9 protein-coding genes and 1 pseudogene are annotated in these 13,178 nt (G+C 69.2%); 5 read left to right on the top strand and 5 right to left on the bottom strand.

Translation table 11 applies throughout. From position 1 onward, the window contains the following. Window positions 1-343: 343 nt before the first annotated feature. The 4 genes from rhaI to ABZ826_RS29895 all read left to right on the top strand — a co-directional run bounded on the left by rhaI (window position 344) and on the right by ABZ826_RS29895 (window position 6,680). Window positions 344-1,510 (top strand): L-rhamnose isomerase, encoded by a 1,167-nt coding sequence (rhaI, locus tag ABZ826_RS29910; RefSeq protein ID WP_361455009.1) that lies wholly within the window; start codon window positions 344-346, stop codon window positions 1,508-1,510. Between the two features lie 68 nt (window positions 1,511-1,578). Further along, entirely contained in the window at window positions 1,579-3,624 is a 2,046-nt protein-coding gene (locus tag ABZ826_RS29905) for a bifunctional aldolase/short-chain dehydrogenase (RefSeq protein WP_361455006.1), read from the top strand. Between the two features lie 34 nt (window positions 3,625-3,658). Next, the gene (locus tag ABZ826_RS29900; RefSeq protein ID WP_361455003.1) at window positions 3,659-5,224 is read left to right on the top strand and encodes a rhamnulokinase family protein; all 1,566 of its coding nucleotides are present in this window, start codon (window positions 3,659-3,661) and stop codon (window positions 5,222-5,224) included. Next, complete coding sequence (locus ABZ826_RS29895) at window positions 5,217-6,680, top strand: L-fucose/L-arabinose isomerase family protein (RefSeq protein ID WP_361455000.1); 1,464 nt, start codon at window positions 5,217-5,219, stop codon at window positions 6,678-6,680. Before ABZ826_RS29900 ends, ABZ826_RS29895 begins: the two co-directional genes overlap by 8 nt. 88 nt (window positions 6,681-6,768) lie before the next feature. Here ABZ826_RS29895 and ABZ826_RS29890 read toward each other — a convergent pair whose 3' ends face one another. Next, window positions 6,769-7,842 (bottom strand): enoyl-CoA hydratase/isomerase family protein, encoded by a 1,074-nt coding sequence (locus ABZ826_RS29890; RefSeq protein ID WP_361454997.1) that lies wholly within the window; start codon window positions 7,840-7,842, stop codon window positions 6,769-6,771. Window positions 7,843-8,154: 312 nt separating this feature from the next. Here ABZ826_RS29890 and ABZ826_RS29885 point away from each other — a divergent pair. Continuing rightward, window positions 8,155-9,578: pseudogene (locus ABZ826_RS29885) on the top strand (SpoIIE family protein phosphatase); the annotation flags it as partial. Window positions 9,579-9,674: 96 nt separating this feature from the next. Here ABZ826_RS29885 and ABZ826_RS29880 read toward each other — a convergent pair. The 4 genes from ABZ826_RS29880 to ABZ826_RS29865 all read right to left on the bottom strand — a co-directional run bounded on the left by ABZ826_RS29880 (window position 9,675) and on the right by ABZ826_RS29865 (window position 12,811). Then, complete coding sequence (locus ABZ826_RS29880) at window positions 9,675-10,322, bottom strand: LAETG motif-containing sortase-dependent surface protein (RefSeq protein ID WP_361454994.1); 648 nt, start codon at window positions 10,320-10,322, stop codon at window positions 9,675-9,677. Window positions 10,323-10,608: 286 nt separating this feature from the next. Further along, a complete protein-coding gene (locus ABZ826_RS29875; protein WP_361454991.1) occupies window positions 10,609-11,097 on the bottom strand; it encodes a GNAT family N-acetyltransferase in 489 nt (162 codons plus the stop codon). Between the two features lie 41 nt (window positions 11,098-11,138). Beyond that, window positions 11,139-12,302, bottom strand: coding sequence for a DUF6397 family protein (locus ABZ826_RS29870; protein WP_361454988.1), 1,164 nt, complete (start codon window positions 12,300-12,302; stop codon window positions 11,139-11,141). 95 nt (window positions 12,303-12,397) lie between these two features. Next, window positions 12,398-12,811 (bottom strand): roadblock/LC7 domain-containing protein, encoded by a 414-nt coding sequence (locus ABZ826_RS29865; protein WP_361454985.1) that lies wholly within the window; start codon window positions 12,809-12,811, stop codon window positions 12,398-12,400. Window positions 12,812-13,178 lie beyond the last annotated feature (367 nt).

Below are 13,178 nucleotides of genomic sequence, written 5' to 3'. Positions count from 1 at the left end.
ATCTCGAAAGCGTGGAGAACGGCCGCCTCCGCTGTCACGCGAACGACCCCAGATCAGCAGGTCGGGTGACAGGCGAGGTAAAACGCCAAGCTGAGTAGTCCCGAGCGCGATCGATCCCGGTCGGCCAGGACCGAACCCGCCACGCGACCGGTTCCCCTCCGGTCTGCCGACCGCGTGGTGAATTGATTCAAGCCGACTAAGAAGCCGGCGGGGGGCTCACCCGACTGTTCGCTTGAGGCTTGACTGCAAGCCAACCGCAAACCTAGCGTAGGTTCAGGCTGAAACGATTCACACATCGTCCGAACGACCACGGTCGCTGGATGACTCCGCTTGTGAGGTGTTCATGTCCGATGTGTCGGCCGTCAAGGCGGCCCTGAAGTCCCAGGTGATCGAGACGCCGTCGTGGGGATACGGAAACTCCGGGACGCGGTTCAAGGTGTTCGCACAGCCGGGAGTGCCTCGCGACCCGTTCGAGAAGCTTGAGGACGCGGCACAGGTGAACGCGTTCACGGGCGTGGCGCCGAAGGTGTCGTTGCACATCCCGTGGGACAAGGTCGAGGACTACTGCGCACTCACCCGACACGCCGCCGACCTCGGGCTTCGGATCGGCGCGATCAATTCCAACGTCTTCCAGGACGACGACTACAAGCTGGGGTCGGTCACCCATCCCGACCCGAAGGTGCGCCGCAAGGCCACGGACCATCTGCTCGAATGCGTCGACATCATGGACGAGACCGGTTCCCCCGATCTCAAGCTCTGGTTCTCCGACGGCACGAACTATCCCGGGCAGGATGACATCGTGGCCTGTCAGGACCGGCTCGCCGAGGCATTGGCCGAGGTGTACGGGCGACTGGCCGACGACCAGCGGATGCTGCTGGAGTACAAGCTGTTCGAGCCCGCGTTCTACACGACGGACGTGCCGGACTGGGGCACGGCGTACGCGCACTGCCTGAACCTCGGTCCCAAGGCTCACGTGGTCGTGGACACCGGACATCACGCGCCGGGCACCAACATCGAGTTCATCGTGGCGTTCCTGCTGCGTGCGGGGAGACTCGGTGCCTTCGACTTCAACTCACGGTTCTACGCCGACGACGATCTGATGGTCGGCGCCGCCGATCCGTTCCAGTTGTTCCGGATCACGCACGAGGTGGTCAAGAACGGTGGAATGAGGTCCGAGACGAACGTCAACTTCATGCTCGACCAGTGCCACAACATCGAGGCGAAGATTCCTGCCGTGATCCGGTCGGTCGCCAATGTGCAGGAAGCAACCGCCAAGGCCTTGCTCATCGACATGGACACGCTGAGCACCGCTCAGCAGTCCGGCGATGTCCTGGCCGCGAACGGCGTCCTGATGGACGCGTACAACACCGACGTCCGTCCGCTGCTCGCCGAGGTGCGTGAGGAGCTCGGCCTGGCCGGGGATCCGTTCGCCGCGTATCTCGCCTCGGGCAATCAGGAGCGCATCGCCACCATACGGGTCGGTGGCGTGCAGGCCGGCTGGGGCGCCTGAACCGCACCCCCTCTCCCCCGTACACCCGTCCGCACGGTTCCGCCCGACTGCGACCACGAAGGAATCCCATGACGCCCGCGACGCACCCCGAAGTCGCCGCCCTCCTGGAGCGCGCCCATCGGCTCGGCTCCGACGCCCGCAACACCAACTACGCGGGGGGCAACACGTCCGTCAAGGCCACCGGCACCGACCCCGTCACCGGCGGCCAGACCGAGCTGCTGTGGGTGAAGGGGTCCGGCGGCGATCTCGGCACACTCACCGAGGCAGGTCTCGCCGTGCTGCGCCTGGACCGGGTCCGCGCGCTCAAGGCTGTGTATCCGGGGGTGGAGCGTGAGGACGAGATGGTGTCCGCGTTCGACTACTGCCTGCACGGCAAGGGCGGTGCCGCGCCCTCCATCGACACGGCGATGCACGCGCTGGTCGAGGCCTCGCACGTCGATCATCTGCACCCGGACTCCGGGATCGCGCTGGCGTGTTCGGTCGACGGCGAGAAACTCACGGCGGAGTGTTTCGGTGACAAGGTGGCCTGGGTGGGCTGGCGCAGACCCGGTTTCCGGCTCGGCCTGGACATCGCGGCGGTCAGGGCGGCCAACCCACGGGCCGTCGGAGTGATCCTCGGTGGCCATGGCATCACGGCCTGGGGCGAGACCTCGGACGAGTGTGAGCGCAACGCTCTCTGGGTGATCCGCACTGCCGAGACATTCCTTCAGGAGCGGGGCCGGGCGGAGCCGTTCGGACCGGTGTGGGCAGGCCGGGAGCCCCTCGCCGCGGATCAGCGCCGCGAGCGCGCCGCCGCGCTCGCACCGCTGATCCGCTCTCTGGCCTCCACCGACCGTCCGCAGGTGGGCCACTTCACCGACGCCGAGCCCGTCCTGGACTTCCTGTCCCGTACCGAACACCCGCGGCTCGCCGCGCTCGGCACTTCGTGCCCGGATCATTTCCTTCGGACAAAGATCATCCCGCTCGTCCTCGACCTGCCCGCGGACGTCCCGCCGGCCGAGGTGGCGGCGCGTCTGAAGGAACTGCACGGCGAGTACCGGGAGGCCTATCGCGCGTACTACCAGCGTCATGCCGCTCCCGCCTCCCCCGCTATGCGCGGCGCGGACCCGGCGATCGTGCTGGTGCCCGGGGTCGGCATGTTCTCCTTCGGCAAGGACAAGCAGACCGCCCGGGTCGCCGGGGAGTTCTATCTCAATGCCATCAACGTGATGCGGGGCGCCGAGGCCGTGTCGACATACGCGCCGATCGAGGAGTCCGAGAAGTTCCGGATCGAGTACTGGGAACTGGAGGAGGCCAAGCTGCGCCGGATGCCCGTGGCCAAGCCGCTGGCCACCCGGGTGGCGCTGATCACAGGGGCGGGGTCCGGTATCGGCAAGGCCGTCGCACACCGGCTGGCCGCGGAGGGGGCGTGTGTCGTCGTCGCCGACGTCGACACACGGAGCGCCGCCTTGGTGGCGCGGGAGCTCGGCGGGGCGGACAGGGCCGTGGCGGTGACCGTCGACGTGACGAGCGAGGAGCAGATCGCCGAGGCGTTCAAGAGCGCGGTGCTGGCCTTCGGCGGTGTGGATCTGGTCGTCAACAACGCCGGCATCTCGATCTCGAAGCCGCTGCTCGAAACCACGGCCCGGGACTGGGATCTTCAGCATGCCATCATGGCGCGCGGATCTTTCCTCGTCTCGCGTGAAGCCGCGCGGGTGATGCGGGGACAGAACCTCGGCGGCGACATCGTCTACATCACGTCGAAGAACGCGGTGTTCGCGGGCCCGAACAACATTGCCTACTCGGCGACGAAGGCCGATCAGGCTCACCAGGTACGGCTGTTGGCGGCCGAGTTGGGCGAGCACGGGATCCGGGTGAACGGCGTCAACCCCGACGGGGTGGTGCGCGGATCCGGAATCTTCGCGGGCGGCTGGGGTGCGCAGCGTGCGGCCACGTACGGCATCGAGGAGGAGAAGCTCGGCGAGTTCTACGCCCAGCGGACCATCCTCAAGCACGAGGTGCTCCCGGAGCACGTCGCGAACGCCGTCTTCGCGCTGACCGGTGGGCACCTCACGCACACGACCGGCCTCCACATCCCCGTGGACGCCGGTGTGGCGGCGGCGTTCCTTCGATGACCTCTCCCGCTGCTACGGACCGGGTGAGAGTTCCATGCCTGTGACGTCACGAAGCCACGCGGTCTTCGCGGCCGTGGACCTCGGTGCCACCAGCGGCCGGGTGATCACCGGCCGGGCCGGGCCCGCCGAGCTCGTGCTGACCAAGGTGCACCGCTTCCCCAATGCCCCGGTCCGGCTGCCGGACGGGCTGCGGTGGGACGTGCTCGCCCTGTACCAGGGGATGCTGGACGGTCTGCGGACAGCGGCGCGTGGCGGACCGCTCGCCTCGATCGGCATCGATACCTGGGCGGTCGACTACGGCCTTCTCGACGCCGACGGGGCGCTTCTCGGATTGCCGTTCCACTACCGCGACAGCCGTAACGGCAAGGCCGTCGAGCAGGTACTGGCCGAATGCGGGGCGCAGGAGCTCTATGCCGTCAGCGGGTTGCAGCATCTGCCGTTCAACACGGTGTTCCAGCTCGCGGCGCATCGCGCGAATGCCCAGTGGGGTGCGGCACGAACGATGCTGTTGATCCCCGACCTCATGGTGCACTGGCTGACCGGCACGCTGGGCGCGGAGATCACCAACGCCTCGACGACCGGTCTGTTGGACGCGTCCGCCGGGACCTGGTCCGATGCGTTGATCGGCCGGCTGGGCCTGGAACGCTCCTGGTTTCCGGCGTTGCGCGAGCCGGGTGACCCGGCCGGGACACTGCTGCCGCACGTTGCCGAGTACACCGGTCTTCCCGTCGGTACGCCGGTGACGGCCGTCGCCTCGCACGACACGGCGTCGGCGGTCGCCTCGGTGCCCGCGACCGAGCCCGGATTCGCCTATGTGTCCTGCGGTACGTGGTCATTGGCCGGCCTGGAGCTGCCGGCTCCGGTTCTGACGGAGGAGTCCCGGGCGGCGAACTTCACCAATGAGCGTGGGGTGGACGGCACCATCCGTCTCCTCCGCAACACCATGGGCCTGTGGCTGCTTGAGGAGTGCCGCCGCGCCTGGGGCAGGCAGGGAACGGTTCCAGGCCTGGCGGAACTGCTCGCAGAAGCGGCCCGTGCCAGGCCGTTCGCCGCAGTGATCGACCCCGACGACGAGATGTTCCTTGCCCCGGGTGACATGCCGTCGCGGATCGACGCCCACCTCGTGCGAAGCGGGCAGGTGCCGCCCGACAGCCCTGGTGGGTATGTGCGATGTGTGCTGGAAAGCCTGGCGCTGGCTCATCGCAGGACCCTGCGGCAGGCCGCCACGCTGGCGGGGCGGGAGCTGACCCGGATCCATCTCGTCGGCGGGGGTTCGCGCAACGAGCTGTTGTGTCAGTGGACCGCGGATGCCACCGGGCTTCCCGTCACGGCCGGTCCCGCCGAGGCGACGGCGCTCGGCAACGTCCTGCTGCAGGCGCGCGCCCATGGCCTGGTGGGCGACCTCATGGAGATGCGACGACTCGTCGCGCGGACCCAGGAATTGCGCCGTTACACCCCTCAGGGGGATCAGCGGGCCTGGGACCGGGTTGCGGCAAGGCAGGCACCCGTCCGGGTCCTGGACACCCGGACAGCGGGCCCGGCCCTCTCCGGGGACGCCGGGGCCCTCGATGGACGACGAAGGAAGGAAGCTCATGACTGATGTCTCTTCCGCCGTGGCCGGCGGAGTGCTCGCCCGCACGGCGCGACGTCGTACCCGAGTCGGTCTGGTATCCGGTGGACTCGGTGCGTACTGGCCGCAGTTCCCCGGTCTCCTCGACCGGTTGCGGGAATCCGCGCGCTTCGTGACCGGGCGCTTCGAGGAACTGGGCTGCGAGGTCGTCGACGCAGGCTTCATCTTTGACCCGCCGGAGGCCGCCACGGCGGCCGAACGGCTCCGCGGAGCCGACTGCGACATAGTCGTGACGTTCCTGACGACGTACCTCACGGCCTCGATGGTCCTGCCCATCGCCCAGCGCACCCACACTCCGGTACTGGTCATCGACCTCCAGCCGACCGAAGCGATGGACCACGCCGACACCGACACGGGCAAGTGGCTGGCCCACTGCGGACAGTGCCCGCTGCCGGAGATCGCCAATGTGTTCCGGCGCAGCGGCATTCCCTTCCGTTCCGTATCCGGCCATCTGCACGACGAGAACGCCTGGAGCCGCATCCGCCGCTGGATCTCCGCCGCGCGCGTGCGGGGCGCGATGCGGCACGGCCGGCACGGGCTGATGGGCCATCTCTATCCCGGGATGCTCGATGTCTCCACTGACATGACGCTGGTCTCGGCCCAGTTCGGCGGACATGTCGAAGTCCTCGAATTCGACGATTTGCGGGTCCGGGTAGCCGACGTGACGGACGAGGAGGCAGTGGAGCGCGTCGCGCTGGCGCGTACGGTCTTCACGCTCGACGACTCCGTCGACGAGGACGATCTCGCCTGGGCCGCCCGGGTGTCGGTCGGACTGGACCGGCTCGTCGAGGACTTCGGACTCGACAGCCTCGCTTACTACCACCGCGGGCTGGAGGGCGAGATCCACGAACGGCTCGGCGCGGGCATGATCCTCGGCGCGTCGCTGCTGACGGCCCGGGGCGTGCCGATGGCCGGGGAGTACGAGCTGCGCGCCAGCCTCGCCATGCTCATCGCCGACACCCTCGGAGCCGGCGGCTCCTTCACCGCACTCCAGGCCCTCAACTTCCGCGACCGCGTGGTCGAGATGGGCCACGACGGCCCCGCCCACCTCGCGATCAGTGCCAAGGGTCCACTGCTGCGCGGGCTGGGTGTTTACCACGGCAAGCGCGGGTGGGGCGTCAGCGTCGAGATCGACGTCAGGCACGGCCCCGTCACCACGTTCGGCATCGGTCAGGAAGCCGACGGCACCTTCGCGTTCATCGCATCCGAGGGTGAAGTCGTCCCGGGACCGCTGCTGGAGATCGGCAACACCACCTCCCGTGTCGACTTCGGCTTCGACCCCGGCGAGTGGACCGACGCCTGGTCCGCGACCGGCATCGGTCATCACTGGACTCTCTGCACCGGTCACCGCGCCAAGGATCTCAGGGCCGCGGCCGACCTGCTCGGTCTGCCGTTCCGTACCGTCACCGGCCCGAACGATCTCTGAGCCGGTCCGCGGTCCCCCGCCGCTCGCGATCCGTCCCCGTCCTCGCTATCCGTCCCGGTCCTCGCGATGCGTCGCGGATCGTCCCGGCTCAGTCCGTCGCCCGAAAGCCGGTGTCCAGGCCGAGTTCACGGTCGCCCAGCGGCGCGAAGTACCGCGCGACGTCGGCCTCGGTGACCTCGGCCAGGTCAGCCGGGCTCCACCGCGGGCTGCGGTCCTTGTCGACGATCTGGGCACGTACGCCTTCCACCAGGTCGGGCCGGGTGAAGGCGGTGCACGACGTCCGGTACTCCTGGTCGAGCACCGCCTCCAGGCTGTCGAGCCCGCGGGCCCTGCGCAGGGCCGCGAGGGTCACCTTGAGCGCGGTGGGTGACTTGGCCAGGATCGTTTCGGCGGACTGCTTGGCGGCGGGGACACCGCTGTTGTCGAGCCGGTCGAGGATCTCCTCGACGGAATCGGCCGCGTAACAGGAATCGATCCACTCCCGGTGCGTCGCCAGTTCGCCGTCCGGCGCGGGGACGGCATGGCGCCGGACGGTCTCCTCGACCTCTGCTGCCGAGTCGCAGGCGGCGAGCTCCGTGGTCAGCCCGGCAAGGGTCTGCGACGGTACGAAGTGGTCGGCGAGACCGCAGAGCAGTGCGTCACTCGCGCCGACTGCGTCCGCGGTGAGCGCCAAGTGGGTGCCGAGCTCGCCGGGCGCGGCACTGAGCAGGTGCGTCCCACCCACATCCGGGACGAAGCCGATGCCGGTCTCGGGCATGGCGATGCGCGAGCGTTCGGTGACGACACGGATATCGCCGTGGGCCGAAACGCCGACGCCACCACCCATCACGATGCCGTCCATGATCGCGACGTACGGCTTGGGGAACCGCGCGATACGGGCGTTGAGCCGGTACTCGTCGCGCCAGAAGTCCATCGATGCGCTGCCGCCCGCACGGGCGTCGTCGTGGATCGACCGGATGTCGCCGCCCGCGCAGAGGCCCCGCTCGCCGGCTCCGGTGATCAGGACGGCGGTGACGGTGTCGTCGGCCTCGGCTTCGGCGAGCGCTTCGTCGATGCGCAGCACCATGGCGTGATTCAGCGCGTTGAGGGCGCGCGGGCGGTTGAGGGTGATGTGGCGGATGCGTCCCTCGGTGTGCAGCAGAACAGGATCGTCGTGGTTCATGAATGCGCTCCGGTCGGCCCCTGTGCGGTATCGCCCGCCACTCGCGGACGATCTTCGGCTGCCATTCTGCGGGGCACGTCGTGGGACCGGGCAGCGGGGGTGCGAAGGCTGGCCGTACCGGGCTCCGCCCCGGTTCCCACCGGGTCCGCCTGGCAGCTCGCCGGAACCGGCTCGACAATTGAGGCACCCGTACGGGCCGCGTCGGCCCGGCAGCCCCGGCGGACGATCTCCGGAGCAGGAATGACCGATCACGACCGGCAACCGAGCGCCCCCGTCCCGTCCCGTCCGCTGAGCGAGAAGGGACAAGGGGGCGACGCGGTCCTCAGCGGTCGGCCCCGGTTCCTGACCTCGGTGTCGGGACTCCTCCATCGCTATCCCGTGCTGGCGCGATACGCGGGCGGCGTGAATTTCCGTGCGGCCGCGTATCTGCCGTTGGTCGCACAGGCCCGATCCCTCGGTGCGCTGGCGCTGTTCTACCGCGACAGCACGGCCTTCCACGCCGATGAGCGCAATCTGTGTCTGGGGCTCGCCGCCATCGTCGCGCAGTCGCTGCAGCGGGCCAGGCTCTTCGACGAGGAGCGCGAATTCGCCACCGGTCTCCAGGCGACGATGCTGCCGCGGCGGATCCAGGAGATCGAGGGCGGCGAGATTGCGGTGCGCCATCACGCGGCCTGGAGCGGACGCCAGGTCGGTGGTGACTGGTACGACGTGATCGCGCTTCCCAAGAACCGCTGCGGGATCGTGGTCGGTGACGCGCAGGGCCATGACACGCATGCCGCCGCCATCATGGGCCAGCTGCGCATCGCCCTGCGCGCGTACGCCGCCGAGGGGCACCCTCCGTCGACGGTACTGGCCCGGGCCTCGCGCTTCCTCGCCGAACTGGACACGGAGCGCTTCGCGACCTGCACGTACGCCTAGGTCGATCTCGCCTCCGGAACCGTACGGGTGGTCCGTGCCGGGCATTTCGGCCCGCTGATCCGGCACATGGACGGCCGGGTCGGCAGCCCACAGGTACGAGGCGGTCTGCCCCTGGGAATTTCGACCGATTTCGAGGACGAGGAGTATCCGGAGACCCGTCTCGACCTGGTGCCGGGCGAAACCCTTGTCCTGTACACCGATGGGCTGGTGGAAGAGCCGGGGGTCGATATCGATACGGGTGTCCAGACGCTGATCCATGAGGTGAGCGCAGGGCCCGCGGGCGCTCAAGCACTGGCCGATCATCTCTCGGACCGGCTCTGGGAACGTTGGGGGTCGGGGGACGATGTCGCCCTGCTCGTACTGCGGCGCAGTCCGGACCCGGGGTCGCCCCGGGCCCCACGGGTGCACCAGTACATCCATCAGGCCGACCCCGAGGGTCTCTCCGACGCCCGTACGATCGTGCGCCAGGCCCTGACCGACTGGGGCATGGCTGAAATCGCCGATGACGCCGAGCTGGTGACCGGGGAGCTGCTGGTGAATGTGCTTCTGCACACGGAGGGCGGCGCGGTGCTCACCCTGGAGGTGTTGCCCGAGCCCGTCCGCCGGGTCCGGCTGTCGGTTCAGGATCGCTCAAGCGTCTGGCCGAGACGCCGCAGTCCGGGCCAGACTGCGACATCGGGGCGCGGCCTGCTGCTCCTGGACGCCGTCACCACTCGTTGGGGCGTCGAGCCCCGCGGCGAGGGGAAGGCCATCTGGTGCGAGATCGGGCCTTGACGCCACCCGACTCCACTCGGCCACCGCCCGCGGACCGGGTGTGACGGGAACACCGAGAGGTGTGCCGCCCCGCGAACGAGGCGGCACACCCCACGGCCGATGGTCCTGCCGCAGTTCTGCGGCAGGACCGTTGGCCTACGTCAGTGCTGCGCGGTGCGACGCTTGCGCACGGACCACATGATGCCGCCACCGGCCAGCAGGACGGCCACAGCCGCTCCACCGATGATCGGGGTGGCGGACGAGGAACCCGTCTCGGCCAGGTCCGGCGAGCTGGGGCTCGAAGAGGCCGCCGCGGGGGCGGACTCCGAGGCTGCCTCGCTGGGCGTGGCACTGCCGACGGGCGCCTCCGAGGAGGGCGCCTGCGACGGGGTCTCCTCGGACGGTGCGGGCGTCGGGGTGGCCTCGGAGGGCTCGGGCGACGGGGTCGTGCCCTCGCACACCGGCGCCTGCTTGGTCTCGTCGCGCGAGAAGTTGTCTCCGTCCCCTGCCTTGACGACAAGGTGAACCGTGAGTTCCTTGTCGTGCTCGGGCAGCTCAAGCTTCTTGTGGAACTCCCTGCCGAAGGTCTCGGTGGGCAGGAGGTCCTTGCCGTCGACAGTGACGGTCACCTGGTTGGTGACGTTGCTGTTGTAGGCGGTCAGGTCGAGGCTCACCTCGGAACAGGTCACGGCCCAGGTGGGTGTGTGAGCTGCGGCCGGGCCGGCGGAGAGGACCGCGCCGGTCAGGCCGACCACCGCAGCGGCCGCGAGTGTCCCCGCAGCACGCAACGATCTCCTGGGTATGGTCATGAAATTCTTCCTCCGCATATGTTTCATCGCCCGAATGGCGGTGGGGCGCACAGTACTGCCCCTGCCGACCGTGCGTGCACCCGCCCCGTGAAACATCCGAAGTCACAACTGATCCCACATCACCACTGGTTAGGACATGACGGACACGGCGTGACGGGCGCACGCGGGTCGTGTGCGAAGTGAGGAGCGGCCCTTGGCGATGGTCGGCCTGAGAGGCAGTCAGAACGGTAGTCCGTCAGTGGCCGGTGGTGGTCAAAGGGTTGCCGAGCGACCCGCCAGGCGGTGGTCACAGGGTGCGGTGCATGATGTGCAGTCCGACGAACCCCTGTGTCGGATGGTTGAACCCCTCGGGCAGGGTTCCCAGGATTTCGAAGCCGAGCGACCGGTAGAGCCCTACGGCGTGGGTGTTCGTCTCGACCACGGCGTTGAACTGCATGGCTCGAAACCCCGACGAGCGGGCCCAGTCGAGCGTGTAGGCACACAGCGCCCGGCCCACACCCTGCCCGGAACGCCGGGGATCGACCATGTAGCTCGCGCTGGCGATGTGCGCGCCATTGCCCATGTGGTTGTTGTTCATCTTTGCCGTGCCGAGGATCGCCCCGTCGTCGTCGACCGCGACCACCGCACGGTTCGGTGATGCGAGGAGCCACCAGGAGCGGGCCTCGTCCTCACCGAGATCGAGCGGATAGGTGAACGTCTCGCCCGCGGCGACGATTTCGTGGAAGAACGGCCAAATGGCGGGCCAGTCCTCGGCAGTGGCTTCTCTGATCGGCATAGGGGCCAGGATGTCGGCGCCGGACTCCCTGCGCGAGTCGTCTACCGGCGAGCCCGCCGAGACGTGCGCCTGCGCAGCCCCAGCCGGGCGAGCAGCCCAAGTGCGTGTTCCGGCAACGCTGTGGGCGCCGGAGCAGGTCCGGAATCCGGCCCATCCACCGGATCGGAATCGCGCACGGGATCGGGGACGGATTCGGGCTCGGCCACCCGCGCGGACTCGAACGCCGGGGCAGGCTCGGTGACCGAGGTGGGTTCACCCGCGGGAGTGTGGTCACGAGCCGAGGCAGGTTCGGCGTCGCAGCGGGCCACGGGACCGCGGTCGGCCCCGGCGCTGACTCCCGGTCCGAGCCCGTACTCGCTCTCGAATCCGTGCGCGCCATCAGGCCCTCGCTCGTGCAGACGGTCGGGGCAGAGGTGCCGTCCGTCGCCCGGCCGCGGTGCCGGTCGAGCTTCTCGGGCGTGGTCCAGCTCCATGATCAGACCGACCCGCCGCCACAGCATCTCGTCCGGTTCGTCGGCCTGCATCAGGCGTGCCTGGGCCTCCCGTGCCGTGGGCGATCCCGTTGCCCCGAAGACCGGCTCGGGCCGGATCCTCGCGAGGAAGGCGCGCTCGTAGGGATCGTCGACCACCTCCTCCAACTGCACCGGATCCAGGGTGCCGGCGAGCACCGCCGCCCGGGCCCAGGGATCCTCCGCGAGGCTCAGCAGCCGTTCGACCCGGCGCGAGCGCCAGTCGCGCGCACGACAGTCGGCACCTCCCTCCAGCCGGCTGCGCAACCAGTCCGGGCTCTTCCCCACCAGGAGCCGGGGTTCCCGGACGGCGAACCCCGCAAGCTCCTGGGCGAGATAGAGCCAGACCACCGTCCGGTACCGATTGACATAGAAGGTGACTGGCGTGAAGCATCCCGCGCGGGCCAGTTTGGTGAAGCGGTCCGGACTGATCCCCAGCAGTCGAGCCCCCTCCGCCGTCCCGACGGTACGCACCCGCTCCAGCAGGACCTCCGGGAACCCGTCCTGCGACCGCAGCCGGTCGACTTCCTCCCGGAGAACCCTGGGCCTTCCGCCGCCTTGCTGCACCAGCACGCGGACCAGACCCACGTGGAGCGCGACGGCGAACTCGCCGCGCTTCAGCTGAAGCTCCTGAGCCGCCGTGCCCACAGCCATCGTGCGCGCGGTCTCCGGACTCACCGTTTCGGTAACGGTCATGACGCTCTCCCCCGTGAGATTCGGTTACTCTCTGTGAGTACCGTACCTCCGACAGATACCGCCCGCACGACCTGTGGACAACTCCCGCCCGCCGGTCAGGCAGGGTCGGTTCCTTCGCTTCCCGCCTGCCTCGCGGCGACACCGAGATGTTCGCCGACCCGGTTGACGAGCAACGTCATCTCGTACGCGACCTGGCCGACATCGGCCTCCGCCGCACTCAGCACGCACAGGCAGCTGCCCTCGCCCGCGGCTGTCACGAAGAGCAGTGCCTCGTCGAATTCCACCATGGTCTGCCGGGCCTTCCCTGCCCGGAAGTGACGTCCCGAACCGCGCGCGAGGCTGTGCAGGCCGGACGACACCGCGGCGAGATGCTCGGCGTCCTCACGCGCCAGGCCCGTGCTCGCTCCGGTCACCAGTCCGTCGTTCGACAGCACCAGCGCGTGCCGTATGTGCTCGACCCTGCTCGTGAGGTCGTCAAGAAGCCAGTCAAGTCCCCTGTCCAGCGCCATTTCCCCGCTCCTCCCCGCTCATGCGTTGCCCGTGCCCCACGTTTCACATAAGCCTTGCGCACTGGTCACGTACGGGCAAGCACTCCTTCGTCATGTGGCCGGGTCCGGGCCCCTGCTGGGCGACGGCCGGCCGACGGCTGGGACCGGAGGGCGCGGTCCACCGCACTGAGGAGTCGTACCGTCCGCGTCCGGCCCGCGTACATGGCCGACCCTGTCCCTCGCTCCCTGTAGTGACCGCACGCGGCCGTTCCGGTCCGCCCGCTCCCACCCGCGCCCTGTCGGTTCCCGTCCGCTCCCGTTCCCTCTCCGGCGAACAGCCCGCGGACGGCAGACGTCCGGCGCCTACACTGGAGGCTTCGGGCGCGAG

Source organism: Streptomyces sp. NPDC047515 (assembly GCF_040643055.1).
GTDB lineage: Bacteria > Actinomycetota > Actinomycetes > Streptomycetales > Streptomycetaceae > Streptomyces.
The sequence above is the reverse complement of the archived record's forward strand: the minus strand, read 5'-3'. Positions and strand labels throughout refer to the sequence as shown.